The 26696-nt window shown below is 51.9% G+C and carries 17 protein-coding genes; 8 read left to right on the top strand and 9 right to left on the bottom strand.

The window, feature by feature from the left end:
• Positions 1-40: 40 nt before the first annotated feature.
• The 3 genes from H5P27_RS16990 to H5P27_RS16980 form a co-directional block, all read right to left on the bottom strand.
• Positions 41-1426, bottom strand: a complete 1386-nt coding sequence (locus tag H5P27_RS16990; protein WP_185661619.1) for a hypothetical protein — start codon at positions 1424-1426, stop codon at positions 41-43.
• Positions 1427-1569: 143 nt separating this feature from the next.
• Positions 1570-2862: a phosphoribosylamine--glycine ligase gene (gene purD, locus H5P27_RS16985; RefSeq protein WP_185661618.1), complete on the bottom strand. Its 1293-nt coding sequence runs from the start codon at positions 2860-2862 to the stop codon at positions 1570-1572.
• Between the two features lie 107 nt (positions 2863-2969).
• A complete protein-coding gene (locus H5P27_RS16980; protein WP_185661617.1) occupies positions 2970-4775 on the bottom strand; it encodes a glycoside hydrolase family 2 protein in 1806 nt (601 codons plus the stop codon).
• Between the two features lie 217 nt (positions 4776-4992).
• Between H5P27_RS16980 and H5P27_RS16975 the strand changes: the two genes are divergently transcribed.
• A complete protein-coding gene (locus H5P27_RS16975; protein WP_185661616.1) occupies positions 4993-6060 on the top strand; it encodes a M48 family metallopeptidase in 1068 nt (355 codons plus the stop codon).
• Positions 6061-6146: 86 nt separating this feature from the next.
• Here H5P27_RS16975 and H5P27_RS16970 read toward each other — a convergent pair whose 3' ends face one another.
• The gene (locus tag H5P27_RS16970; RefSeq protein WP_185661615.1) at positions 6147-8063 is read right to left on the bottom strand and encodes an LOG family protein; all 1917 of its coding nucleotides are present in this window, start codon (positions 8061-8063) and stop codon (positions 6147-6149) included.
• 128 nt (positions 8064-8191) lie between these two features.
• Here H5P27_RS16970 and H5P27_RS16965 point away from each other — a divergent pair, with 128 nt between their 5' ends.
• From H5P27_RS16965 to H5P27_RS16950, 4 genes are all read left to right on the top strand, one after another.
• Positions 8192-8977, top strand: coding sequence for an FKBP-type peptidyl-prolyl cis-trans isomerase (locus tag H5P27_RS16965; protein WP_185661614.1), 786 nt, complete (start codon positions 8192-8194; stop codon positions 8975-8977).
• Positions 8978-9009: 32 nt separating this feature from the next.
• Positions 9010-10143, top strand: a complete 1134-nt coding sequence (locus H5P27_RS16960) for a glycosyltransferase (RefSeq protein ID WP_185661613.1) — start codon at positions 9010-9012, stop codon at positions 10141-10143.
• 66 nt (positions 10144-10209) lie between these two features.
• Positions 10210-11088 carry a diacylglycerol/lipid kinase family protein gene (locus H5P27_RS16955; RefSeq protein ID WP_185661612.1) on the top strand — a complete coding sequence of 293 codons (879 nt, stop codon included), beginning with the start codon at positions 10210-10212 and terminating at the stop codon, positions 11086-11088.
• 665 nt (positions 11089-11753) lie between these two features.
• Positions 11754-12662 carry a 2-dehydropantoate 2-reductase gene (locus H5P27_RS16950; protein ID WP_185661611.1) on the top strand — a complete coding sequence of 303 codons (909 nt, stop codon included), beginning with the start codon at positions 11754-11756 and terminating at the stop codon, positions 12660-12662.
• A gap of 25 nt (positions 12663-12687) precedes the next feature.
• Here H5P27_RS16950 and H5P27_RS16945 read toward each other — a convergent pair whose 3' ends face one another.
• Positions 12688-14244, bottom strand: a complete 1557-nt coding sequence (locus H5P27_RS16945; protein ID WP_185661610.1) for an adenylosuccinate synthetase — start codon at positions 14242-14244, stop codon at positions 12688-12690.
• 216 nt (positions 14245-14460) lie between these two features.
• Here H5P27_RS16945 and H5P27_RS16940 point away from each other — a divergent pair, with 216 nt between their 5' ends.
• On the top strand, positions 14461-18333 hold the full coding sequence (locus H5P27_RS16940; protein ID WP_185661609.1) for a beta-propeller fold lactonase family protein: 3873 nt from the start codon (positions 14461-14463) through the stop codon (positions 18331-18333).
• On the opposite strand, the gene H5P27_RS16935 is transcribed toward H5P27_RS16940, so the two are convergent.
• Positions 18330-18998: an arylesterase gene (locus H5P27_RS16935; RefSeq protein WP_221774771.1), complete on the bottom strand. Its 669-nt coding sequence runs from the start codon at positions 18996-18998 to the stop codon at positions 18330-18332. The genes H5P27_RS16940 and H5P27_RS16935 overlap by 4 nt on opposite strands.
• A 31-nt stretch (positions 18999-19029) precedes the next feature.
• Between H5P27_RS16935 and H5P27_RS16930 the strand changes: the two genes are divergently transcribed.
• Positions 19030-19737 carry an ABC transporter ATP-binding protein gene (locus H5P27_RS16930; RefSeq protein WP_221774799.1) on the top strand — a complete coding sequence of 236 codons (708 nt, stop codon included), beginning with the start codon at positions 19030-19032 and terminating at the stop codon, positions 19735-19737.
• Positions 19738-19780: 43 nt separating this feature from the next.
• A complete protein-coding gene (locus tag H5P27_RS16925; protein ID WP_185661606.1) occupies positions 19781-22285 on the top strand; it encodes an ABC transporter permease in 2505 nt (834 codons plus the stop codon).
• Positions 22286-22370: 85 nt separating this feature from the next.
• Here the strand turns inward: H5P27_RS16925 and H5P27_RS16920 are convergent, their stop codons facing one another.
• The 3 genes from H5P27_RS16920 to H5P27_RS16910 form a co-directional block, all read right to left on the bottom strand.
• Positions 22371-22946, bottom strand: a complete 576-nt coding sequence (locus tag H5P27_RS16920) for a tetratricopeptide repeat protein (RefSeq protein WP_185661605.1) — start codon at positions 22944-22946, stop codon at positions 22371-22373.
• Between the two features lie 166 nt (positions 22947-23112).
• Positions 23113-23640, bottom strand: coding sequence for a GNAT family N-acetyltransferase (locus H5P27_RS16915; protein ID WP_185661604.1), 528 nt, complete (start codon positions 23638-23640; stop codon positions 23113-23115).
• Positions 23641-23721: 81 nt separating this feature from the next.
• Positions 23722-26607, bottom strand: coding sequence for a glycosyl hydrolase 115 family protein (locus H5P27_RS16910; protein ID WP_185661603.1), 2886 nt, complete (start codon positions 26605-26607; stop codon positions 23722-23724).
• Between the last annotated feature and the right edge of the window lie 89 nt (positions 26608-26696).

The raw sequence follows: 26696 nt of genomic DNA, 5'->3' as shown, positions 1-26696 counted from the left end.
GCTCCTTCACTGCTTTTGGGCTAAGCCGTGATTGGCCATATCAGAATTTGTCTTCCTTTAGGTCTATGCCGCAGGGACAGTCCGAGTCCATTGTTCGCCCTTGAAGTTGCGGGTTCGTTGTATTTCCAAGAAAGCCTAAGTCATAGAGCTTAACCGATTCGAACGCGTCTTTTAGCAGCAACGCTGCGGATGGAGGCGCGTCTCCGTCTTTGTGGGAAGCAGCCGAAACAAATAGAGCTTTTGCCACGCTGCTGGTAAACTCGCTACCTTGCTCGCCTTGGTCCAGGCCGAAGGGGTCCTGGAAGGTGTCGGAGAGTTTTTCGACGGCGCTTGAATAGGTGTATTCATTTTCCTCGCACGCGGTAAGCACGCTTTCGGTGTTTGGGATCTTCAAAAGATCATCGGCGAAGCATGCTGCGTTGTTAGTATCTACAATGATATTCAAGTGACAGGTTCTGAGGTTAGATAAGAAGGTTGCGAGATCCTCGGGGTAGAATTTCTTCTCCGCATCTCTCGATCTGTCTGTGCCTTCGTAAGGGAAGGGCAGGTCTAGGGCCACTTCCTCTCTGTATCCAGTTTTCGAGAGCGTTGTCTCTCCGGTGATGTATACGATGAGCTGTTCGCAGCAGTCATTTAGGTCGACGTGAATGTTCACGATGTTCATCAAACGTCTGATGCCTGCTCCTCGAGGGGATGCTAGGTTCAAGAAATCCACCTGCTCTCCGGTCGCTGGATCTTGCACAAACTGATGTACACTGTAGCCATTTGCTCTCAAGGCTTCGGACATCATCTCAAGGTTTGCGACTGTCTCAGGACTGCTCTCTAGATCCTCGAGATTGTGTATGAGAACCGCGTAGGCGCGCCGTTCGTTTTTGCATTGGTCTGCCATCATGCGAGGCGGCCAATCACTCGCTTGATATTTCACAATTGATTCGGGACTGCGAGTGGTCGCCGTATCCAGCCAGCTCTCCGCATAGAAAATATGTTCATCAGCGAGAAGGGCTGCCACGTTGGGCCATGCTGGCTGATAGTTGACGGTCGGTAAATGACGAGCCGAAGTCATGCTGAGCTCCGGTTCGAGGTAGCTTAAGAACGCGTAAGCGACCGGGTGGCGAAAATATGCTCCTGGCTCGTAGTCGATCAGGGTAAACCACTCGTACTGCATCGAATGATGGACAGAGTCCGAGTTCAATTCACCGACTGCGTCGTTCTTGTTGAGCAAGTCCCGATAGAGTGTGGCTCGAGCTTCGGGATGCGTTTCCCAGTTTATACCCGAGAGGAAACGCTCTTTGGCTTCCTTTTCGGTCCTTACTTCATCCACTACCGCCGTTTCGGGGGCTGGTTCTTGTCTTTGGTCGCTACAGGCCGATAGGGCAAGAGCCGCCACGGAAAACAGCAGTGACCTACCTGCTAATTTCTTCTTCATGGCTACTCCTGAAGGTAGCTTATTTCATGAGAAAAGTAAAGAAGCTAAGCTAGTCCGAGCTGCCGTATAACTCGAAAAAAAGCGACCTAGCAGGCCGCTTTTGATTAGAATATCTTTTGAGCCTCCTTTTGAAGGCATCCCTCCTAATCCTGACGTTTCAGTTCCTTGAAACCGATGTCGCGGCGAAGGTATTTGGATTTGAAGCTGATTTTGTCGCAGAGGGCGTAAGCTTTTTCAGCGGCATTCTTTAGGTCTGGTCCTAAAGCGGTGACACCAAGGACGCGGCCACCATTTGTGACGACGTTTTTCTCGGAGTCGAACTTGGTGCCGGCGTGAAACACGATCTCGTTTTCTCCGACTTCTGCAGGGAAGTCGATCACTTCGCCTTTGGGGTAGCTTCCGGGATAACCGTCGCTCGCCAAGACAACAACCATGGCGTACTCATCTTTCACTTCCACTTTGAGTTCGGCTAGTTCGCCTTTTGCGGCTGCCAGCATGATTTGAACTGGATCGGTCTTGAGGCGAGTCAGCAGAACCTGAGTTTCTGGATCGCCGAAGCGCGTATTGAATTCGAGAACCTTGGGGCCAGATTTGGTAATCATCAGGCCGATGAATAGCGTGCCACGGAAGTCGATGCCCTCGGCGGCGATGCCTTTGACCGATGGAATCACGATGTCTCGCTCAATCTCCGCCATCAATTCGTCGCTAATCAAATCAGCCGGCGAGTAGGCTCCCATGCCTCCTGTGTTGGGACCAACGTCACCCTCGTAGGCCTGTTTGTGGTCTTGGCTGGTGGGGAGAATCACATAGTCTTCGCCCGAAACGATCACGTGAATGGAAGTCTCCTCGCCGAAGAGGCACTCTTCGATCAAGACCTCTTTGGAGGCTTCGCCAAATGCTGCTCCGTCGATCATGTCTTTTACCGTCTGGGTCGCCTCCTCCAAATCTTGAGCGATGATGACCCCCTTGCCGGCCGCTAATCCGTCCGCTTTCAACACGATCGGCATGGATGCCGTTTGCAGGTAGTCTATGGCGGCAGCTGACTCGGTGAAACTAGCGGCCGCTCCGGTAGGTATCTTGTTTTTGAGAAGTACTTCCTTGGTGAAGTTCTTGGAACCTTCGAGGCGAGCGCCGTCCGCTCTGGGTCCATAGGCGAGGATTCCTTTTTCCTGTAGCTTGTCTACCAAGCCCAATGTGAGCGGAACTTCAGGACCCACCACCACGAAGTTGATCTCTTGATCGGCTGCAAGTTTCGCCAATCCTTCAATGTCGTCGGCCGCGATGTCGACGCATTCGCATTGAGAAGCGATCCCTGGATTTCCCGGGGCAACGATGGTGCGGCTCACCAGAGGACTGTTGACGCATGCGTTGGCGAGAGCGTGTTCGCGTCCGCCGGAACCGACGATGAGGAAAGATAGTTTGGAAGAATCAGCCATGATTTGAGGGTTCGCTTTAACGATTTAAGAGGAAAGCGAGTCTGGTCGGTGGCGTAGAAAGTCAACGTCCGAATACTTGCTCTCGATTTTGGACCGAGGGACTTCTCCTATTTCTTGGATTCGTAGTAACGCTGCATTTCGAAAAAGGCTGCCTTCTTCTCTCCCGATTCGGAGATGAGCCCTTTGCGGTTCCATTCATCTTGGATGTGTGGAAGTTGACGAAGCGGGGAGCGGAAATCCACCAGGATCCAAGGGCACAGGCCGCGGATTTTTTCCACCTTTTCGAACATCTTCAGGTTTTCCTCGTAGAGCCAAAGTTGATACTCCTCAGTCCAGCGAGTTTCCTTTTCGCCATGAAATCCTTGCAAGGCGCCTCCTCCGAATTCGCTTATGACGACCGGCTTCTCGAAAGCGATTTCGTAGCTTTTGCGTTCGCAGGAATCGGGAAGGCCTTGGTACCAGCCGACGTAGTCGTTGAGGCTAACAATGTCCAGAATCTCGGCGATCGGGTCGTTGACGATGTAATGGTCGTGGCGTTCGCCAATGTGGTCGGCGAATTTTTTCAGCGCGGCGCTGAGTAGGCGAGTGTTGTCAATGGATCGGACGTGGGAAGCTACTTCGCGCAAAAAGTGGTTTCGGTCCGGATTATCGCCCGTCTCATTGGCAATGGACCAGACGATGACGCTGGCTCGGTTTTTATCGCGACGGATGAGTTCGGAAAATTGCTGTTTAGCGAAACCAAGCGTGTTCTCGTTTTTCCAATCGATCCCCCAGTAGAGTGGAAGCTCCTCCCATAGAAGGATTCCCATCTCGTCCGCTACGCGAGCCATATGCTCATTGTGCGGGTAGTGGGCGAGGCGTACGAAATTGCAATTCATCTCCTTGGCCCAGCCCAGCAGGAGGCGAGCGTCTTCTTCAGAGTAGGCCCGTCCGCCTCGGATGGGGTTTTCCTCGTGCAGACAAGCCCCTCGCAGGAATATCTCTTCCCCGTTGAGAACCAGCTTCGTGCCGCTGGTTTGGATGCGGCGAAAACCGATCTGCTCTTCAATTTTGTCCTGACCTGATTCTATGGATACACTGTAGCGTTTTGGATTTTCTGGATTCCAAAGCTGCAGTTCTGGAGTCGAGATGAGGAATCGCGCGATTCCGTCTTGGTCGGCTTCTGCGGTTTCGCTCAGGGCGAGCTCCGCGATTTCAAATGAAACGCTTTGACCATTCGTGGCATTGTCCAATTCGACGGTCACCTCTATTTGTTGATCGTTGTCTGGAGCTAGCTGCACACTGTAGTCTTGGATGAAAGTGGCGGGAACCTCCACGAGTCGGACGTCGCGAGTAATGCCTCCATAATTCCACCAATCCGTTACCATACCGGGAATTTTGTCTTCCTCGCGACGGTTGCTCACGCCAACGATTAGGGAATTGCCGGTTGGTTTTAGTTTTCCGCTTACCTCAAAATTGAAGGGCGTAAATCCGCCTTCGTGTTCCCCCAGCTTTTCACCATTCAGGAAGACCTCCGCTCTTTGGGCGACGGCGTCGAAGTAGAGGAACTGCCTAACGCCAGGAGACGTCGCTGGGCTTGGGAAGGTTTTGCGGTACCAGATTGTCCCTTCGAAATAGTAGAGTTTTGGCTTTTGCGTATTCCAGTCTCCGGGGACCCAGATGGAATCTGCGTCGTCGAATGAGTATTCTACACGATCGCTGGGAGACTCCTGCTTTATGTCTTGGGAATAAGGAACGAAGCCACCGCTTCCGGTTTGGTATTGATCGACGTGATACCTCCACTTGCCATTTAGAGATATTTGTTCGCGGGCTTGAATATTGGTGATCAAAGGCTCGGCAGCCTCTGTGGCCAGAAGGCAAATGTGGCAACAGATCAATACGACAAAGGAGACGCTTCGGGGAAAGGGAATCATCAAGCCAAGACAGGCTCTCTATCTTGATTTATCCAGACAAAAAACGACGGTGCATCCCCGGCTTGCTATGAAGATTTAATAGCGAATTCAGTAGATAGTTTCTTGTAATTATTACGAGAAATGGTAATCGTTATTACGTTCTCTGATGGTCCCCTTTTTATCAGGTCAACGAATCTTGAGACGATTCCCGGTATCTGGCTCGTTAACCTGTTTCTTGTTGCTGATTTCCTTTCTGTTGCAGGGATGTGAATCGACTCAAGCCTCGCTAAAAGAACAGGCGGAAGCTGCTCAGGTCCGCAAAATAGACGCCGCTAAGCTGCAGGAACTCTATCGGATCCGAGACGCTGAGATCCGCGCTTGGGATGTGCTCCGGCCGATGATGCTAGAAGCGGGGACCTACCAACTCTCTGAGAGTTTTGGGGATATTGGAGCTGTTTTTACCGCAGAGCACTATTACCCGGAACGTCTTCGAGGCACTGCTCGGCAGTATTCAATTGGCCCATACGTTTCGATTTCCCAAGTTTTCCCAGGCACTGTCGCCGAAGCTGCCGGCTTGATGGAGGGAGATCGGATTTTAGAAGTCAATGGAGACAAGACTCCGCGCTGGAGTTTGGCTGCTCGCTACGCTTCAAGCAGGATCAAAAGGGATTTGGTTCCCGGAAGAGTGAACCGGCTCAAGATCCAACGGAGCGGTCAAATCTTCGAGGTGGAGGTCATTCCTGAAAAGGCTGCCTATTACACTGTCGTTGTTTCTCCAGATGCCCAGTCCGACGTGCGAGCAGATGGAGAAGTTATCTGGTTAAGTCTCAACGGAGTGAAAAACTTGTCGGATCCAACTGAGTTTGCCTACACCTGCGCTTATGCGTTGGCTCAAAACGTGATGCGTCATCCGGAGAAGCGTCGCAAAAACCTCTGGATCGGTCAAACGGCTGACGTAGCAGCTTTGACAGCTGGGATCCCCACAATCTGGATTTTCGGAAACGCGACGGGCAATAACAAGCGGCGAGCACTGCAAATCGAGGCCGATTTAATCGCCCTCTATCTACTGGCCTCGCAAGGAGCCGATCTAAACAAGTACTCAGCCTTTTGGCAGCGTCAGATGCCGCGTTCGCGCCGTACTGGAAAAATGGATGCCAGAGATCTACGCCGCCTAGAAGTGCAGCAACAGATCATTGCCTCGATTGAACGGAAGCGGGACGCGGGCTTGTTTATATTCCCGGAAGAATACCTTTCCGGTGACGCTTCGGAAGTAGCTCTTAACCGTTTTGGTAGAGTGGCTCCGTAAGAGGGGGTTACGCGATTAGCATGTTGGCCCAAGCGTGAACTCTCTTGGGGCGACCGGGACGCCTAGCGCCCCGGCAATTCAAGATTTTAGAGAATCTGAAGGCTCTTTCGGTAGAAGTTGATGATTTCGTCAGGGTTTCCAGAGAAGAGCAGGTGGTCGTTCATCCAAGCAGGCATCCGATTATCGGATACAAGTTTCTCAAATTGTAGCTCGAGGTCTGACCAATATTCGTCGTGGAAGAAGACCAGCGGCACACGCGGACGAATGCCGAGTTTCATGTTGCAGAGCTCGATGCCAATTTCTTCCATGGTTCCAGCTCCTCCCAAATTGAAGATGCAGAAATCAGCTACCTGGAACCATTTTTGGCGATTGTGGCGGTTGGTTTCCTGAAATGTATTGAAAAAGTTGACACCCACTTTCGGAGGTTGGGCTTCAAGTTCGAGGAATGCTGCGCCCGTTAGGCAGCCTTTTTGCTGAGCAACATCGGTCGCCAATCCCATTACTCCCTCGCCGCCGCCGGTGAGGATACCGACGTTGTTTCCGAAGAAATCGATCATGCGCACTACGAGTTCGCTGATGCGGCGCTTCTGCTCCTCGTCCATTTCGAGAGCGGATCCATAGAAGGCGATTATGGTGCAGGCTAGGAAGCGGTCCACCTCCTCCTCTCGGATGAAAAAGCCTTGTCCGTTCTTGTAAGTATGCAGGTACAAATCATTGAGGGAAGGTATATGCCAATACACTTTGAGCCCAAGTTGATCGTATGTCTCGAGGCGGCTGTGCGCGTCGTTGGATAGGAAAAACTCTTGCAGCGGGGTCGCCTTCCGGAAGACTAGGTTTTTGATTTTTAGCTTCCTGATATTGGCTAGGATTTCGATGTGCTCAGCGAGGCTAGGGAAGTAGTCCAATACTAGCGTGTTCGCTTCTGGGTCCCCTTTCCGCAGGGCTTGGCTTACTGTTCGGAATCCGAAATGGCCGTTTACGGAAACGCGTTTTAGCTCTTCTTTAATCGAGTTCTCCGATTCGAAGAGGATGCTCTGGTTCTCGGTTCGAGCGCTTTGACCACGCAAGGAAATCTCGGTAGTGGTCTTAAGTCTTTCGAAATATTGCTTGGGCTTATCGTCGAGCTGACGGTAGATCTTGTCGAGATTGGTGAAGAATACGAGGCGTTTGTCACGCAGGTCGGCTACCTTATTGGGGTCGGCTTGTGGCGCTTTGTAAACTTCGATGGATACGACTGGATTGATAACCGGCTGATCTGAGCGGTTGTATATTTCGAGAATGATTCCAGATCCGAAGGTTTTAACGGGGTCCAGCAAGACGGCTCCGGAATGCAGACCGAAGTTTCCTTCACCTCGATTGAGTACGACGTAGTGTTCCTTGAGATACATGGAGCAACTGGTTAGGATGCCGGATTGCGGATCGATAGAAACCACTGGGAGGTCCTCGCGCTGCTGGACCTTGTCCAAAAAGGTACGGGGCAGGAGACCCTTCACGAGTCTCAGATGATCGAGTTCAGTGACCGTTTTGGGCAACGTGTATTGGACTTTGTGAGGCGTCAGGAATACTCGGCCGAAGCGGTCGATCGAAGTTGTGTTGGGAAGCTTGATACGGTTTTCTTGCAGGGCTTGCCAAATCTCTCCGGAGCTCAATTTGCTGCTTTCTGGAGCGTAGAAGACGCGGCCGGCGGCTGTACCGGGTTCGAGCAGTTTTTCGGCGTAGGGCGCGCAGGGAAAGTCGGTATCGTAGACGAAGGCGACTCCTTGAAGGATGAGCCTATCCTTATTTATCCGCGCGGGGCTAGGCGAATAGATTTCGATTCCGACCCGAGCCAGCGAGCTTCTCTCGCTAAATTGGATTTTGTCCAATCGTTCTGAAACAAATTCTACTTCCTGAGCATCTCTAAGCTTAAAAGTTATGGTCAAATCGATGGTGGATGCATCCTTGCCCTGCTTTATCGTTGTGATAAGCCCGTCGTCGCTGATCCAAAAGGATTCTTCGTTCATATATTTGGTGTACGTCTGTATCGGATTTTGGAGGTTTACAATAGGGCTCAATTCAGTAGGACTGGCAAGCATTGCCCCAAAGTACTTTTCCAGAGGGAAATTTTTAAATTATTGATGTCTAATATTTTATGAGAAAATTTTTAGCAGTAACCGCTCTTGCCGCTATTTCCGTGCCTTGTTTTGGACAATTGGCTGACATGATCGATTTGCCGGAGGATATGGTTGGCAAGGAACCAGAGTACTCCGAGGAAGATCTGCTGCGCTCTTGGGGTTGGCTGTTGGCTGAGCGTTTCAATTTAAAGGGGCTCGAACTGTCTCCACAGGAGATTGAGTGGGTCGCGGAAGGTTTGATTAGCCATGTCGACGGAGAGGATGCTCCGACTGATTTGAGTAAATCGCAGCTTGCTCTGCAAGAGTACTTTGCAAATCGAGAGGCAGAAATTATGAGCCGTCAATTCGAGCAGAATCGACGTGAGGGTGAAGAGTTTTTCGACTCGCTATTTGGAACGCCCGGCATGCTTTCGCTCGGAACCGGACTGTTCTACGAAATTAAAGAAAAGGGGAACGACAAAAGGCCAGGCCCCTCCGATGGCGTTTTGGTTCGCTATGAAGGTCGCTTTCTCGACAACACGGTATTCGACTCCACCGAAGAGAAAGGGCCGATTGCCTTCAATCTGGACGAAGTAATACCCGCTTGGTCGCAGGGCATGCCTTTGATCGGTGAAGGTGGTCGTATCAAACTCTACGTTCCATCGGATCTTGGTTACGGTGACGAAGGTCGCCCCGGAATTCCTCCCGCTTCCACCTTGGTTTTTGATGTGGAATTGTTGAAGGTTATCCGAGCCGGAGAACGTTTGACCGAAACGGGAGAGGTCGTCCCGGCCAATCCGCCAGTTCCTCCCGTAGCCGAGTAGGGCAAGGGAAGGACTCGCTGATCCTTATCGCCGTGAGATTGGCTCTCGTCACGGAAACCTTTCCCCCCGAGGTTAATGGAGTTTCCATGACTTTGGGGCGCCTCTGTCATGGATTGGCAGCGCGTGGGTGGGACCTGCAGGTTACCCGCCCGGTGCAGGAACACGAGGAGGTCGATTCGTTAACGGATAAACCTCCATTTGAAGAGTTTGTCGTGGCTGGGGTGCCTATCCCCGGCTATTCCAGTTTGCGGATGGGCGAACCTGCGGGGTTTAGCCTGCATCGGATGTGGAAGGAAAAGCGGCCAGACGTCGTCCATATCGCGACCGAAGGACCGTTAGGGGTGGCTGCATTGACAGCTGCGAAACTGTTGGGAATTCCAGTCTGTTCCACGTTTCATACTAACTTTGATCAGTATAGCGATCACTACAGCGTTGGTTTCGTACAACGGGCAATGTCGTCTTACCTCAAGACAGTCCACAACCAGTGCGCCCGCACCCTCGCTCCCACGCGACAGATGGCTGAGGAGCTGGCCCAATGCGGATACGCAAATACGGGCGTTTTGTCTCGTGGGGTGGATACGGATCTTTTTTGCCCAACCAAAAGAGACGAGAAATTGCGAGAGACCTGGGGTGTGCCAGAGGGCGGACGAGCCGTTGTCTACGTAGGTCGGATTGCCAAGGAGAAGAATATCGATTTGGTGATGAAGGCTTTCCAGGCTTTAAGCAAAGAGCACCCGCTTGACCGCATGGTTTTGGTAGGAGATGGCCCTGAGCTTGAGCGTTTGAAACGCAAGTATCCGGACGTTTGTTTCGCTGGAATGAGAAAGGGGGAAGACTTGGCCAGGCACTACGCATCTGGTGACCTCTTCCTTTTTGCGAGCGAAACGGAAACCTTCGGTAATGTGGTAACCGAAGCGATGGCCTCCGGGTTAGCGGTTTGCGTCTACGATTATGCAGTGGGCAGAGAATACGTGAGGGACGGAGAAAACGGCGTGGTTGCTCGCTTGGGCGACTCTTGCCAGTTCATTGAAAAGACTCTGGAGCTCGCAGCCCTGGAGTCTGAACAATTAGCCGATTTAAGACAGAATGCCCGAAAGACCGCGGAAGGCATTAGTTGGGAATCCGTAGTGGATTCCTTCGAAGCGTCTCTGAAATCGCTAGTTTGAGCGAAAGCTTCCGCTCGGATATTGCTTTTTTCCGAACAAGAGTGTTGAGGATATCGATACTACGCCATGGAACTCGCCTTCATCGTTAATCCCATATCCGGCAAGCGCTTAAAAGGCCCGCAAAGAGTCGACCTCGTTCGGGCTTTTGCGGACTCCGAAAAGTTGGATGCCGTGGTGTGGCCGACGGAACGCCCTGGCCATGCTCCCGAGCTTGCAAAACAAGCTTTGGCGGCCGGAGCGAAGCGAATTGTCGCAGTCGGAGGGGATGGGACGATCAACGAAATCGGGCGAGTGATTGTCGGTACGAATTGTGAATTTGGACTCGTGCCGATGGGCTCTGGTAACGGTTTGGCCCGTCACATTGGAATCCCGTTAGGCTTCAATAAGGCACTGCGTTTGGCAGCGTCCGGAAGCGCGATCAAGGTAGATACTGGCGAGGCTGATGGTCGTCCGTTTTTCAATGTTATGGGCATAGGCTTCGATGCTGAAGTTGGACGTCGGTTCAACGAAACCGAGGGTCGAGGCTTGCTCAACTATATGAAGGAAGGCTGGAAAGCGTTTCGCGGATATCGCTCCTTGAATTGCAGTATCGAAACGTCGAGCGGAACCAAGGCGCTCAATGCCTATATCGTAGCGGTCGCCAATTCTTCTCAATACGGAAGCAATGCCTTCATTGCTCCGGACGCGTCGATGACGGACGGCAAGCTAAACCTGGTCGCCATTTCGGAGCCGAATTTCCTAAGCTTCTTCATCCTAATTTGGCGTATGTTCAGCAAGAAGCTCTACTACAGTCCCCGCGTTACTCCCATATGCTCCGATAGCTTCACGCTAAGCATGAAGTCGGGCGGTTTTTTTCATGTAGACGGGGAGATTTTCCGCTGCGGTGAGAAACTCACCGTAAAAGCTTGCCCCAAATCGCTTCGTATTGTCGCCATGGCCTGCTGATTTTGGCTGAAATTTTGGCGGTAGCTCGCTTCGATTTTTACGAACGTTTTAATGGTTTTTAACGAAAAAACCGTTGTGAATAACTTGGGAGCAAGTGGTCCAGAGCTATGATCTTGGCTATTTTACGAGAGATAATCGTCATTCTTGCAATAGAGGGCGGAACCTAGCCCGCAAATTTGGCATTGAAACGATTTGGAAAAGGTTTCAGGGCTCGGATCTGGGGTAAAAACCACCCCGGATTAGTAGAAATTTGGCAGTCCCCTCGAGCTGTCATATTTGTAACTAGGGTGTAACAAAAATATGATCTTGTAAGTTGAAGATTATAAGGGACTTAAGGTGAGTTTTTGTTTGATTAAATCGTCTTGGAGCTCTTGCTTTTGCAAACGTGCTTGTTCGTCAGGGTTTCGCCATTTGTAGGATGTCGATCTGTCGTCTCCCGATCGTAACCAAGTTTGTAACGCAAAAAGGCGGAGTTTTGCCTGTCTTTGTTTTCGCGAGGTAAGGTCAACACCTTATGTCAAATGTAAAAAACAGGGTTCCCAAAAGGCAGTGGAATAACTTGTGAAGAACATTGGAGTTTTTTGCTTGTGTAAAAAAACAAAGGGCGCATCGCGGGCCTCAGAACTTGCTTGATCACTTGGTCCGCGTTTGAGTCCCGTCCAACTATGAAAATTGGAATAGTAGGCTCGGGAGCTATAGGGCTTTATTATGGCGCTTTGCTGCAAAATGCTGGACAGGAAGTCGCATTTTTGATGCGCAGCGACTTGGAGAAGGCCAAGAAAACAGGCATCCGGGTGGTATCGGGTACCGGCGAGCTGCATTTGTCGGAGGTTCAGGTAAGTGGCGAGGCTTCAGAAATTGGCATCTGCGATTTGGTGATCGTCTCAATCAAAGCTACTGCGAATTCGATTCTTGAGAATGTTCTACCTCCTCTAGTCGGTCAGGAAACTAAGCTGCTCACCCTGCAAAACGGTCTCGGGAACGATCGGCTGCTCGCTGAACTTTTCCCTCGTAATCAAATTTTCGGGGGACTCTGTTTCGTTTGTCTAAACCGGACAGCTCCCGCCGTAGTAGAAAATTTTATGCCGGGCTCCGTGAGTATTGGCCCGGAAAAGGCCGAGAACGGTGAAGCAGCCAAGGAGCTCGTCGCTCTATTCAGCGAAGCGGGGGTAAAAACTCGTTTCGAGCCGAACTTGCAACTCGTGCAATGGAAGAAGCTGGTTTGGAACGTGCCGTTTAACGGGCTCGCTGTAGCGGCGGGTGGAGTGACGACGGATGTCATCGTCGGGTCAGAATCACTTTGCGAAGAAGCCCGTGGCTTGATGCGCGAGATTATAGCTGCAGCGGAGGCCTTAGGCTTCGAGTTCCAGGAAGGATTTGTTGAATACCAGATCAAGCTTACTCGTGGTATGACAGCATATCGCCCATCCAGCATGATCGACTACGTGGAAGGGCGACCAGTGGAAGTGGAAGCCATTTGGGGCGAACCGCTCCGTCAGGCCGAGGCGGCAGGCGTGGCGATGCCCAAGCTCGAAATGCTTTACGCTATATTGAAGCAAATCTGCCGCCGATAAATTTTGGCGACAGGCTTTTCGCCTCCTAGAGCGGCTTATCGAAAGTGAGCAGCTCGCGGATTTCAGGGATGTCCCGAATCACCTGTGATGGCATTGGGCCCACTCCCACGTAGCGCAGGTTTGGCAGCTGCTCTGGCCATTCTTCGCCATAGTAGGCGGAGTCGAGCAGGGCGCGCATCATGCCAGCGATGTAGGCTTTGGCCTCGGCGGGCAGTTCTCCGAAACTGCGGCATTTGGAAATGTCCTGCGTCCAGCCGGCGTATTCCTGGTAGATCGGCTTGAGTGTTTTGCGGAAGGCTTCGCTTCGGGGAACGTGGTGGTAGCGTTTTCCATCAGCGTCTTCGTAGGCGACGCAAATCTTCAGATTTCCATTCCAGTCTCCTGAGTGGGTGAGGGCGTCGATCTTGTTGATCATCAGATCGTCGAAGCCGCCGTAGCGAAGGGTGTCTCCTTTTTCGACTGCGTCGTACCAGCCGACCATGCGTTGGCGGCCTGTGGATACTCCAAACTCGAGTCGACGCAGGATAACAAAAAGCGGATGCTCCGGATCTTCTTCGGTGATGAAGACGTGAGTGCCGACCTTAGTGTCGTAGGCCTTGGCGACACCAAAAACGTGCAAAGGCTGTACAGGTTGGCAGGCGGAATTGAAGAATTCGGCCGCGTAGGTGTGGGAGGCGGAAACGTTTGGCGAGAAGCCTTGGCGCTTGTCCAGCCAGTAAGCTTGGCCGTACTCGCCGATGACGTAGCGATCCGAGTTTTGGGCTCCCCGGACCAATTCACGTACGTCGACGATTTTGTCGGCTAGCTTGGCAGCGGCTTCCCAGTAGATTTCCACGATCTTTTCCGCATCTAGCGAGAATGCGGATGCTCCCTTGAATACGGTGAAGTCGAATTCGCTCTCAGGGAACAGTCCGACTTTGATGGCTTCCTCGTTGGCGCGAGTTTCCGCAGTGGTAAGGATCTCGAAAAACTCGTTCCAAGCTTCTTCGGATACTTGGCAAACGTGCTGGATAACGCGGCAGGCGCGGTCTGCTCTCTGGGCAACCTTCTTAGCGTATTTCTCGCGGTCGCCGAGGAAGTCGGAGTAGGTAATTTGGAATTGGCCCACTTCGTCGAGGTAGGCCGGAGTGATGCCTCGTCCCGTGCTGCCGCGCGGCTCTTCGTTGATGATATTGACGCGGTACCATTCCCAAGCGAGGTCCAGCAAGCGGTGAATCACGTCGGAGACCATGCAACGCTCGTCGATAGCGAGGCGTTCGGTTACGCGGTAGCCCTTGTGGTCGACGGGAACGAGCTCCCAGAGGAATTTGCGAGGGTCGGCCACTACGCCAGATCCGATGGCCAGAGATTCGACGGATTGGTCCACTACGCCGGCCGGGAGAAGGTTGAGTTTCAAGCCGCCTGCTGTATGGCCGGAATTGGCTCCGCCGTTCACCTTGAGGACGACCTGTACAGGTGCGTCGACGCCAGTTTTTTCGCGTAGTTCTTCGACGACTTCAGAGATGAGACGACCTTTTCCCTCGTCTCCCATGCTGATGCCGCAGTCGGCGATGAATTTGCTTTTGTACTCTGTTAGGGCCATTTTCTTTGTCGGCTTTGGGTTCTGGACCAAAGCCGCGAGAAAATGCACAGAATTGCCGTGGAGATCGAGCAAAACTTCCCGCTAATTGCGCTAAGCCCCTCATCGCGGAGGATGCTCCGGCTCGAGGTAGCGGCAGAATCTTTCTGCGGTAAATGAATTGTTAAGAACGGGGGTGGGGCATGTTGGGTGCTACGTAGGGCGGGTTATCTCCCCACCATGCGAAATTTGCCTAGTTCACTTCGATGGCTCATTGCCACTTGCTTCCTCCTCGGCGGAGGGTTCGGCGTGCTGTTGGCAAACGAGGAAGCTTCCGAAGAAGAAACTGTTTCGGAGGTGGTGAAGGAACTGGTTTTCATTGAGCAGCACCTTGCGGAGGATGGCGTGTTGGATGGGATAGAGTCGCCGTACGACGTTCAGGTTTCACCGGACGGGGGGCATGTTTATGTGGCTTCCTTGAAAAACGATGCCATCGCCTACTTCGGTCGAGATCAGGAGAACGGTGAGCTTTCTTACCTCGGGTATGTTTCGCAGTCGGATATCGGAGAAGACACCTTAAACGGTGTTAGGTCCTTAGCCATCAGCCCAGACGGATCTTTCCTCTACGGTGTGTCTATGTTTTCGAACGATATTGCCGCCTTTTCGCGTGATGACTCTACGGGGGCTCTGAGCCTGATTGGATCGATCTATGATACGGATGGTGGCGTGGACGGGCTTGACGGTGGACGATCCGTCGCGATTTCGCCGGATGGAAAAAATCTCTACGTCGCCGCCTACGACGACAGCAAGGTTAGCGTTTTTAGTCGAGATGGTACCACTGGAGCCATCGGTTTTCTCGCGGTTTACGAAGAAGGAGACCAAGATGTGGAGGAACTCTCTCAGCCGCATGCGATTAGTGTGAGCCCTGATGGGAAACATGTTTACGTGGCCCTTTGGAAAAACGAAATCGTGGTTTTCGAGCGAAATTCATCCACCGGCCTTTTGAGTTACGTATCCAAATTGAGCTACCTAGAAGGGGAGTCTAAAACGCTCTCGCCGCGCGATCTGGCGTTCAGTCCCGACGGTGCGTTCGCTTATGTCGTATCCTCCAACAATGATGCCCTCAGCGTGTTTTCGCGAGACTCGGAAACGGGCGAACTGACTCTGGAAGAAACTGTTTTCAATAACGAGGGCGGCGTCATCGACTTGGATGGGCCGCACGCTCTCTCCATTAGCTCCGACGGAAAATACGTCTACGTGGCGGCATTTAGTAGCGACTCAGTCACTTCTTTCGAACGTGATTCGACTACAGGCCTGGTGAGCTATTACCAGAGTATTTCGGCTGAAGCGGAGGACACCTGGGATATGAACGGTCCCATTTCTATAGGCACGAGTCCGGATGGTGAACATGTTTACGTGGGCTCCGGATCCGGCACGCATTCGGTGGTAACGTTTCGTAGGGAGTCGCTTGTCGATCCTCCGGAGTTTGTTGTTCAGCCTGTGGCGGTCGAAATCGAAGAAGGGGAAGATGCCGCTTTTTACGCCTTGGCTCAGGGCGTAGAGCTTAGCTACCAGTGGATGAAAAATGGGTCAGTGCTTTCGGGAAAAACTTTGCCTGTGTTGAGCCTACCGGCGGTATCCAGTTCTGAAGACGGGGTGGAATACAGTGTAAAGGTGAGCAACGCGGGCGGAAGCGTAACCAGTGGTTCAGTCGGTTTGACGGTTCTCCCGCCAATCGTGGTGGAAGCTCCTGAGGATTTGACCGCTTTAAATATTTCGAGCAGCTCGGCCCAATTGGCTTGGAAGGACCTTAGCGACAACGAAACTAGTTTCGAGCTGCAGAGGAGAACTTCAGGTGGCGAATTCACGAGTATAGGCACTGCCTCGGAAAACCAAACGGGGTATGAGGATGACACCCTTGATGCCTCGACCAAATACTTCTACCGATTGCGAGCCAAGCGTTTGACCAATGTCTCGCTTTGGTCGAACGACGCCGTGATTGAGTCTTATGACGACGTTCCGCAGCCGCCTGTTAATCTGCAGGTGAAGGAGCAAACCTATAACAAAGTTCTGCTCGCTTGGTCGGATCGATCTGCGGTGGAAGACGGATTTCTTATCTATCGCCGAATCGATGATCTGGGGTCCACTTGGGAATTGGTAGATACGATAGACAAGGATGCTACTCGCTACGAAGATCGAGCGGTGGTAGCGGACGCCACCTACGCATATCGTATTCTGGCATTTAACGAATCAGGAAATTCCGAATACAGTAATTCAGTCGTCGCGATTACAGGTTCCAATCCGGTTGATACTATAAGTCCTGTTTCGAGAGTGATTCCCGCTGAGGAAATACGTGGCTACTCGATAAGCGTAAGTTCTTCAGATGATTGGGAAGCTGTTTCGAATGTGGATTGGCTTATCGTTACGAGTCCGACCGATGGGGAAGGCACCGAAAACGAAGGTGTAGTCTATCGTTCAAGGTTGAACGAATCCCAGGATGAGAGGACTGGTGAAATCGTTGTGGGCGGTATTGAACATACGGTTACGCAGGAAGGTTCGCCACCCTTTCTCAAGGTGAATCCGTCGAAGGTCGAAAAGGACGCTTCCGAGGGAATCGCATTGATCGAAATTTCGGCGAATGTGGATTGGGCGGTCTCAGAGTCTTCAGAATGGGTATCCATTTCTTCCGGACAATCGGGAGAGGGTAGTGGCGTCGTGTCATTGCATTTGGATGAAAATCGCAGTTTCGAAAATCGCTTTGCTGAATTGGAGATAACGTCTAGCGATCCCACGATCGCTGATCGTTCTTACACCGTAGAGCAGGCGGGCAATGTTGAGATCTTTGAGGTCACTGTTTCCGAGAGCAGCTTTACCAGTTCTGGTGGTAATGGATCGGTCACGGTATCCAGTAATATCGCATGGAATGCCTCCTCTTCCGTCTCTTGGCTGTCTCTCGAGTCTGAGCTGAGTGGGGAGGGTGATGGAGAGTTTACTTTTATTTTGGAGGAGAATGCAGAGGAAACGCCGCGATCCGCGGATATCGTGGTCAATGATACTGCGATCACGATAACGCAGGAAGCGGTGCTCGTCTCCGACGTGGAAGCTCCTGAATGGGTTCGAGTCACAGTAGGTCCTCTCGGGGCTGAACTCGTTTGGACGGATCTTTCCGAAACTGAGTCCGGTTTCCGCATCCGACGCTCGATCGTCGGCTCAGAAAGGGTTGTTGATGTCGTAGAACTCGAAGCGGACACGACCAGCTATTTTGACCGAGACGCGCCTCGTGGCGAAACGGTGGAATATCGACTCGTTTCTTTTGATGGCATCGGGGAGTCTGACGAAGTACTAGCGACCAGCGAGCAGATCCCTAGCGCGAACTTAACCGCAGTCGCACTGCGTGTAGAAAGCTCGGGCTACGGCACAGGGTTTTTCGCTGGATTTGATTTGGCGGGTAAGGGCGAGATGGGAATGCAATACGCGGGGAAGGGCACTGCTTTTCAGAAGCTTGATTTCGGGAAGAAACATCCAAGTGGTCGCTATGAAATGGATACGGATGGAAACGAATTTCGGTACGCGGGTTCGGTAAGCAATCAGGATTGGGAGAGCTATTTCTCGATGCGGACTGCCGATGCTGAGTTGTCTTTTTCCAGCTCCGCCGATCGGCTCGAATATGCAGCCTGGAGTCTCGATTCTAGTACAGCCTACTCCCGGGGAGGACGAGTTTTAGGGGAACTCTTGAATAGCGAATCTGCCATCGTTTTTGGCTTCGAAATCGAGGGTGAGATGGAGTTGCCTATTTTGATTCAGGGAGTCGGGAAGAGTCTAGCGGATCATGCTGTAGCGGACTGGGCAGGTGACCTGAAACTTGAGCTTTACGAGGTAAGTGGCGAAGCGGACCGTTTAGCGGTCAATGCTGACTGGAGAGTTTGGACCAACGAGACTGCTATCACTCTGGACGACGCCATTGTTCAAACAAATGCCATCGCTTCGCTTTCTGAATCGGGGGGAGAAGCCCGGATTCTAATTTCCTTAGGCACGGGCCGCTATCTGGCCGTTTTGACCAGCTCCACCGGTAAGACGGGACACGCGATGCTCGAAGTCAAAGACGCTCGCTAGTCGCTCAGGAGCGGAGCCAGGACTTCCCAAACGTTCTCGGCGAGGATTTCATGGCCCTCCGCGTTGGGGTGGATGCCATCGGCGATATTCAGCTCCGGATGCCCTCCGACTCCCTCTAGCAGGAATGGGATTAGGGGTAGCTCGTTCTTCTGGGCGAGGTCAGGATACATTTCGCTGAATTCTTTCGTGTAGGCGTCGCCAAGGTTTGGCGGCATTTTCATCCCGGCCAGTACTATCTGGATATCTGGATATTTTTGGCGGGCTAGGTCGATTATCTTTTGCAGGTTTTGTTTCGTATCCGATAAATCCATACCGCGAAGACCGTCGTTCGCTCCAAGCGCAACAACAAGGATGTCGGCAGGTTTTTGCAGAATCCAATTCGCTCGTCGAAGTCCACCAGCACTTGTTTCTCCGCTCAGTCCGGCGGCTGTGACCTCGTAGTTCAGCCCCTGATCTTGGATTCGCTTTTCGATTAAACTGGGGTAGGCCAATTCGGGGTCTATTCCGTAGCCGGCGGTTAAGCTGTCACCTAGGAAAACGATACGCGCAGAGTCTTGAGCGGACGAAGGTGACGCTAGAACCGTGACCGTTAGGAAAATAGCAATCAAAGTGCTGGCGAGACGCGTTTGCTTCATGACTGAGAATGAGAGCTTAACAAGTTGCATGTTACAAGAAACGAATATTGAGTCGGATCGCATGAGCGAATCGAAGGAAGACCGCCCAGCGTTGGCCCTGAATGATGTCAGAAAGTCGTTTCGGAGCGGAGGCGATGCTCTGGAAGTGCTCAAAGGAATTTCGTTTACGGTGCGTCCGGGCGAAACTGTTTCCATCATTGGACCCTCTGGCAGTGGCAAGACCACCTTGCTTGGCATCTGTGCCGGGCTAGACCAGCCAACCACAGGTACGGTGACTCTGTGTGGTGAAGATGTTTCCCACATGGGAGAGGATCAGCGAGCAGCGATTCGTAACGAGCGAGTGGGCTTCGTTTTTCAGAATTTTCAGCTCATTCCGACTTTGACTGCCTTGGAGAACGTGATGGTGCCCCTCGAATTAAGGGGGGAGAAAAACGTCAGGGAGAGAGCCCGAGAGCTTCTCGGAAAAGTGGGACTCGCGGATCGCGTTACGCATTATCCTATCCAACTTTCGGGAGGCGAGCAGCAACGCGTAGCTCTGGCCCGTGCGTTTGTGAATGAGCCGGATATCCTTTTTGCGGATGAGCCAACTGGTAATCTTGATTCGGATACCAGCGAGCCAATCGTTGACCTTCTTTTCGAACTGAATCGAAACTTAGGCACGACTCTGGTCCTGGTAACGCACGATTTGGAGCTCGCCAAAACCACGGACCGGCTTCTGAAGATCGACCACGGTGTCTTGTCCGAAATTAACGCCTCGGGGCATGAATAGTCGGCTAAGACCTTTATGGATTCTCGCTATGGCATGGCGAGATATGAGGAGAGCTAAAGGAAGGCTCTCGCTTTTTGCCCTCGCCGTGGTCGCGGGGGTGGCAGCTCTGGTGGCCATCAATTCCTTTCGGGATAATTTGGAAAGCGAGATCGATCGCCAGTCACGCGGTTTGCTGGGGGCCGATGTCGAGTACGATTCGAATACCCCTTTCAGCAAAGAGGCAGAATCGCTCATCTCGGTAGTACCTGCGGAAGCGACTGCTCAGGAAGTCAAATTTGCCACCATGGCTTATTTTCCGAAAAAGGATGACACTCGCATCGTGCGGGCCCACGCCATGGAAGGAGGCTTCCCTTGGTATGGCAAGTTGGATACGCGTCCGGAAGGGTTGAGGGTTGCGGATCGGAACGAGCCAGTTGCCTTGTTAGAGGATAGTTTGATGATCCAGTTTGATCTGGAAGTGGGGGACACTGTCAAAATTGGTCAAGTCGAGTTCGAGATCATCGGTGAGGTGTTACGAATTCCGGGAGAGGGCTCCTTTACCGGATCATTTGCACCTCGGGTCTTGATTCCCTTCAAGTTTCTTGAATCAACAGGGTTAGCCGGAATGGGTAGCCGGCTGCATTATTACAAATACCAGAAGTTCGACGAGTTGCTCGAAGAGCCGAGCCTAAATGTTCTGGAAAACTTGCGGGAAGATCTGGAGGCTCTGGAAATAGATGTCGATACTGTGGCGGACCAAAAGAGACGGGTGGGTCGTTCTCTCGAGGGCATGAATAGCTTTTTGAGCATGGTCGGTTTTGTGGCTCTTTTGTTGGGAGGAGTGGCCATTGCAGGAGCTGTGCAGGTTTACTTGAAAGGGAAGGTGGATGCGGTCGCTATGCTCCGTTGTGTTGGAGCGAGCTCACGCCAAGCGATGCTCATTTACTGTATCCAAATTTCTCTAGTAGGTTTGTTGGGATGTCTTTTGGGGGCGGTTTTGGGTCTGTCGATACAGAGTTACTTGCCGAACTTGATGCAGTCCTTCTTGCCGATCGACCTACAGGTGGAAATTTCCTGGAAGAGCATTTTCAGCAGTCTTGTCTTTGGCTGGCTGTTTACGTCTTTGTTTGCGTTTCTTCCGCTGCTTCCGATTCGGCGAATTTCGCCTCTCAAAGCAATTCGGGCCTCGGTGGAGTCAGGCGGGAAGGCTTGGAAGGACTTGTATTTTCTAGCGGTATGCGGAGCCTTGGTAGTTCTGACCGCCGTATTCACGATCACCCAGACGCAGACCTTGCGGCAAGCGGCCGGTTTCCTCGGAGGGATAGCGGGTGCGATCCTGCTGCTGGCTCTCATCGGTTGGCTACTGCGTCTTATCCTTCGCAAGACGAGCTTCGGAGGGCTTCCCTACGTGTGGCGGCAAGGCCTAGCCAATTTGCATCGTCCCAACAATCGCACTACGATGCTGGTGGTTACACTCGGAATGGGGGCCTTTTTGATCTACACCATCTACATAAGCGAGCAAAGCATGCTCCGCCAAGGCGAGCTGGCGGATGACGAAGGGCAACCGAATGTCATTCTGTTTGATATCCAGCCGGATCAGCTTTCCGGGGTGGAGTCGATCATGGATGGATTAGGAGTAGATGCCTCGCGGCCAGCTCCGATCGTCACGATGCGTCTGGCTAGCCTGAACGGGCAATCACCGAGTGAACTGCAGGAGGACAAGACCCGAGAAATCGAGCGATGGGCTACGACTAGAGAGTACCGCTCAACCTTTCGTGATTTCATTCGAGAGGACGAAGAGCTAACAGCTGGAAGTTTTACTGCCGAAGCCTCGTTGGATTCAGGAACGCCGATCCCAATCTCAGTAGAAGAGAGAATTGTCGAAGCTCTCCAGCTGAAGTTGGGAGACACCATCGTTTGGGACGTGCAGGGGCTGCCGATTGAAACGACGGTATCCAGTATTCGAAAAGTGGATTGGCGGGAAATGAAACCGAACTTTTTTGTGGTATTTCCAGCGGGCGTTCTGGAAGCGGCTCCAGCATTCTACGTCACCGCAGTCCATGCTTCGGATCGAGAAAAGATCGTGGCTCTTCAAAGTGCAGTTGTGAAGCAGTATCCAAATGTGTCAGCAGTGAACTTGACCATGATCCTCGAGAGCCTGCGGGAGATTTTTGACAAGATCAGCTTCGTTATCCGCTTCATGGCGTCCTTTACCATTGTCACAGGATTGGTTGCACTCATGGCATCGGTGATCACGAGTCGCTACCAGCGCGCAAGGGAAAGCTCCTTGCTGCGCACCTTAGGCGCGTCTACGGGACAAATTCGCGGCATCATGGCCGTGGAGTATGCCTTGGTGGGAATCATCGCGGGAATCGCCGGAATTGCACTCTCGCTTGCGGGGGCATGGGCTCTGACTACTTATGCCTTGAAAGTAGAGCTCTACATTCCGTGGGGAATAACCGTCAGCATGGTGTTGGTTGTTGCCGCTCTAACGCTGCTGACGGGGATGTTTAACAGCCTCGGGATAGCGAGCCAGTCTCCGATGGAGTCTATTCGTAACGAAGCTTAGCGGTATCGTATCCTAGGCCATCGGTGTCATTTTTACGTATATTCATAATAGGTTTGTGGATACGTGCTCTGACTGAACAGTTATTTTATTCCCGAAAGGTTGAATCCAATTCGTTCAGTTGTCGGTATCCAAATTCCTTGGCTCGCGAGTAATGAAGGTCTCGAAGTTCAAATTTGCCCAAATAATGGTATCCCACAGCCAGATTTGCATTAATAACAGGATCTTCTGGCAGTAAGTCATACGCTTTCATGAACTCTCGTGTGGCCATCCGATAGTGACCTTTGATCATCAAGATAACTCCGAGTTTTGCTCTGGTGTATCCGTTATTTGGTTCAACGAGACTCGCCCTCTGGTATCGTTCAATCGCAAGTTCGTACTGTCGTCTGTGCCGAGCGATTTGTCCTAAGCCAAGAAGGGACGTCTTACTTTGCGGTTCTATTTCTAGAGCTTTTTTGTATTGTTCTTCGGCCAAGCCCAGATTCCCCATCTTGTAGGCTACTTGCCCTTGGATCTCGTAGTATCTAACTTGGATACGCGGTTTCAGCGGCGAGAAGTAGATAACGATGCAAAGCCCCGAGATAACAACGGAAAGTCGAATGAATATGCGAAAGAAAGAGCTGAGCCGATCTTTGCGCAAACCGAGCAGTCTGGATACACGCATTAGAAGAGAGGATATACAGACATAGATCCCTCATGGGCGGATTTGTTTCAAATTGCGTGAAAGTAGCGAGCGAGATTGGACTCGTGTAGTGGATGAATAGCTACGGCTATGGTGTAATCTGATGCCCATTTAAGGGGTTACACTTAAAAAAGAAGTGAGGGAACAGTCATAACTGAAGTTGGTAAACCTCATGATCTACCACTCTTTCGTACAGTTGCTCTGCGGCGGGAATAATACCTGCGAACTTGTAACCCAAGCGAAGAGGGATTGCCTTGCTTTTCGAATTTCCCGGAGCGCAACGGATTTCAAGAGTTTGAAGCTTGAAGAGTTCCTTTCCGATTTGGGCCAGCTCATTCACGGCTCTAGTCATTATTCCTAGGCCGTTAAATTCCTCGCCGAGCCAGTATCCTATCTTTCCCGTTTTAGATTCCGCATCGATGGTGTTAAATCCTGTCACACCAGCGATACTTTCCTTGTAATGTATGATAAGAAGCAAACCTTCGTCTCGAGAAAAGCGTACGAGCTCGGAGCGGATAAACGTATCCGTATCGCTTGAGCTTTGATTACTATCCAGCCAAGGGAGCCACTCTTTGAGAAATTGCCGGTTTCTGTCGACTAGCTGGAATAAGCCCTCGGCGTGCAGAGGAATGGCGAGGCTAAGGGAAATATCGCTGTCTACTACTCGGCTGAACATAGGAGGGAACCTAAAGGTGAGGCGGAGTGGAAGGCAATCCCACTTACGATCAGGATCGCCGATTCTTTAGCGTTTGTCCCGTCATTTGGTCGTGACGTAGTCGCTTTCTTCCGGACCGAGGTAGCTTGGCTGCAAGTCGCCTGTATCGATTATGATTTTCTGCAAGGTAGTGGCAGGATCGATACGGTATATTCGCAGAGTATGCGGACCCGGAGAATCGATGGTATGATTCGACGTGGAACTTCTTACTCCATTTCGCACAGATTCTTGCCAGAGGGAATGGTCGCGATTTTCGTGTAGATCTACGACTTGCGGAATCTGATCGTCTATCGCGATGGCGTAGCGTAGCCCTCGCCCGGGAACGATTGGCCAGGTAGGGGCCCATAGTGTATCTATAACGAATTCGCCTGTAGAAAAGAAGGTGAGGTCGTACTCAAGGAAAGGGGCGTCTTTCAGATCTTCGGTCGAGAAATCGTTGACTGGAAACGTGGATACAGAATCGCCCGTCCTTCCAAGTTCAGGGATGACTTGCCAAGAGATTCCTTGGGCTTCTGTTTTGCGAGAAAAACTCGCGGCATCGATTGAAATGTATCCATCAGCCTCGACGAACCCATTCGCTTCGATGTCAGTTGGATTGGTGACATTGATCGCAATGCGGGCGCTGCCCCAGCCAGTTCCCCTTACATCGATAACGGCTTTGGATTTTCCTTCGGGGACCTTATCCCAGTCGACGGATACAGGTAGGCGAAGAGTATCGGTGACCGAACCTTTATCCTGAGTGAGCAAGACCCAAGGCTCCGAGGGCGTAGCTGTAAACTCGAAGGGCACAGTGCCTTTGTTAAAGATTTCGAGGTAACGTTCTTTCGCTCCGTGGGGAGTGAAGGTCGGCAGTGCGTAGCTATTTCCTTCCGCAGGCCATGCCGCAGTCATACCCTCCATTGCGACTCCCATATCGGCGACTTGATTCGGGCGATTCCTCATAACTGGAGGTAAGGTGTCGGCTGGGGGATTATTCCAGTGAGTGTAGCCGATGCGAGGTTGGGACATCATATGGTTCCATTTCCCGTTTGTTGCATCGCCATGGTACAAGTCCTCTAGTTCCTTGTTTAAGTCGAAGAGTAACTCCACTTGGTCCGCCCAGTGGTTCGTGCTAGCCCGTCCTTGTTCGGCGAAAAGTAGGTTTCTCCCTTGGGCGATATACATGCGAGTGATGGTGGAGCTCGCACGAACCGGATAATAAACCAGTTGGAAAAATGCGGATTTGGCGGTTTCCGGGATCTTTTCGTACAGTGCCTCGGCTCTACTTTCCATATCTATCAACTCCGCTTCGATCCGTTCCGCTTCACGATAGTTTAGAAGGCTATAGGTGCTCGCCTCTTGTAGCTCGGGCTTGCGGCGGCCATTATGGCGAGTGTAGTCGGCGAGAAGCTCCGCAATTTCGGCCGCGTATTGGTCGCCGAATATGCTGCGGGCGAAGAGCTGCCCGTATTCTGGAATCTGTTCCTTAGGCCAATCCTCGATGTCCCATGCGAGATCCAAAAAGTAAGTGATCGGGAACTCCATGGGCTTCAGGTCGCCCACATTTGTTAACCAAATCTGGTTCGCATCGTATTGGTACGCCAGGTTCATTTGTTCCCAGATTTTGGCGAGTTGAATGACGTTTATCCAACGGTAGGATCGGGGGCCGCCGACGTAGTCGAAATGGTAATACACGCCCGCTCCTCCCGAACGTTCCCGTTCTTCCACAGTTGGTAAACGTCGGATGTTGCCCCAATTGTCGTCACACCAAAGTAGGATTACATCGTCCGGCACGCGCATGCCGCTTTCGTAGTAGCCTTGTACCTCCTTGTAGAGAGCCCAGACTTGAGGCACGTCCTCTAGGGGCCGATCATCGAATACTTCGGAAAGGATCTCTCGCTGTGCTTTGACGATCTTTTCCAGTAGGTCGATATCCTCGGTTTCGGACATGGGAGTATCCGCCTGGCCTCGCATACCGATGGTATAAATGGAGTCGTAGGGCTTGTTTCGCTGCGCACCTTCTCGCCAGAACTCGTCGAGTCGATCTGGGTTTCGGGCGTAGTCCCACGGCCCTTCGCCATAGCGGTTCCATTCGTGGTCTGCCCGCATCATGGGCTCGTGGTGGGAGGTGCTCATCACAATGCCGTATTTGTGAGCGAGGATCATATTTTGCTCATCGTCGTCCGCAAAGGCGTTGTTCCACATGGCGGGCCAGAGGAAGTTGGATTTCAAGCGTAGCAAAAGTTCAAATACATGCACGTAAAATTCGGAATTGAAATCGCCGTAGTTTTCATGGACCCATCCGGTCAGGGCTGGGGCTTCATCGTTCAAGAAGATACCGCGGTATTTGACTTTGGGTGCGTCTTGGATGGGAGCGTCGAGAGTTGCGTAGAGCGTTTCAGACTGTTTGATTGGCGCGTCTGCCCACCAATACCACGGAGATACGCCGATCTGTTCCGACACCTCGTAAACGCCAAAAATCGCTCCTCGTTTATCGCTGCCTGCAATGACAAGGGCTCGATCGATGTGTGGTAGGGGGGAGTCGACGATTTCGATGTGGTAGGCTTCCCATTTGTCACGGATGCTGGATACATCGATTTTTCTTTCTTTAGCGAGCTGTCCGATGAACTTCGATTTCTCTAGCGTGCCAACGATGATGGCGGTCTTTAGCTTTTTGTTGGACTTGTGAACGAGCATAGCCTCATGGCCTGTGACTCGCTCGAAGTCGACGGATAAGTCTCTCGCTGCGCGAATCAAACCCCATTCGTCCGCTTCGTCCACGAGGATAGGGATTGTATTGTTGGAATCCGCCAAGAGCAAGGAACTGGGGCTGAGCTCTGATTTGCTAATGAAAGCCTCGTCTCCCAGACTGTGGGCGTGCCGGAGAGGGAGCGTGAAAGCCAGTAAAAGGAATATCGTTTTTAGGAATGAAGTGGCTTTGAGGTCCATTAAGATGAAGGGGTTGGTTTGTTTAGGAATTCCATTTTCCAAATACGGAGAAAAAGGGGGGGCGCGATAATGTTAGAGCAAGGGGCTTA

The sequence above is a fragment of the Pelagicoccus albus genome (assembly GCF_014230145.1).
GTDB classification, from domain to species: domain Bacteria; phylum Verrucomicrobiota; class Verrucomicrobiia; order Opitutales; family Opitutaceae; genus Pelagicoccus; species Pelagicoccus albus.
Note: the sequence above shows the minus strand (reverse complement) of the source record. Positions and strands in the feature narration are given on the sequence as shown.

Bases quoted from the DNA above. Each gene is read 5' to 3' on its own strand.
- H5P27_RS16980 (WP_185661617.1), bottom strand. From the start codon at position 4,775: ATGATTCCCTTTCCCCGAAGCGTCTCCTTTGTCGTATTGATCTGTTGC.
- purD (WP_185661618.1), bottom strand. From the start codon at position 2,862: ATGGCTGATTCTTCCAAACTATCTTTCCTCATCGTCGGTTCCGGCGGA.
- H5P27_RS16965 (WP_185661614.1), top strand. From the start codon at position 8,192: ATGAGAAAATTTTTAGCAGTAACCGCTCTTGCCGCTATTTCCGTGCCT.
- H5P27_RS16910 (WP_185661603.1), bottom strand. From the start codon at position 26,607: ATGGACCTCAAAGCCACTTCATTCCTAAAAACGATATTCCTTTTACTG.
- H5P27_RS16950 (WP_185661611.1), top strand. From the start codon at position 11,754: ATGAAAATTGGAATAGTAGGCTCGGGAGCTATAGGGCTTTATTATGGC.
- H5P27_RS16955 (WP_185661612.1), top strand. From the start codon at position 10,210: ATGGAACTCGCCTTCATCGTTAATCCCATATCCGGCAAGCGCTTAAAA.
- H5P27_RS16935 (WP_221774771.1), bottom strand. From the start codon at position 18,998: ATGCAACTTGTTAAGCTCTCATTCTCAGTCATGAAGCAAACGCGTCTC.
- H5P27_RS16970 (WP_185661615.1), bottom strand. From the start codon at position 8,063: ATGAACGAAGAATCCTTTTGGATCAGCGACGACGGGCTTATCACAACG.
- H5P27_RS16945 (WP_185661610.1), bottom strand. From the start codon at position 14,244: ATGGCCCTAACAGAGTACAAAAGCAAATTCATCGCCGACTGCGGCATC.
- H5P27_RS16940 (WP_185661609.1), top strand. From the start codon at position 14,461: ATGCGAAATTTGCCTAGTTCACTTCGATGGCTCATTGCCACTTGCTTC.
- H5P27_RS16930 (WP_221774799.1), top strand. From the start codon at position 19,030: ATGAGCGAATCGAAGGAAGACCGCCCAGCGTTGGCCCTGAATGATGTC.
- H5P27_RS16915 (WP_185661604.1), bottom strand. From the start codon at position 23,640: ATGTTCAGCCGAGTAGTAGACAGCGATATTTCCCTTAGCCTCGCCATT.
- H5P27_RS16920 (WP_185661605.1), bottom strand. From the start codon at position 22,946: ATGCGTGTATCCAGACTGCTCGGTTTGCGCAAAGATCGGCTCAGCTCT.
- H5P27_RS16925 (WP_185661606.1), top strand. From the start codon at position 19,781: ATGAGGAGAGCTAAAGGAAGGCTCTCGCTTTTTGCCCTCGCCGTGGTC.
- H5P27_RS16990 (WP_185661619.1), bottom strand. From the start codon at position 1,426: ATGAAGAAGAAATTAGCAGGTAGGTCACTGCTGTTTTCCGTGGCGGCT.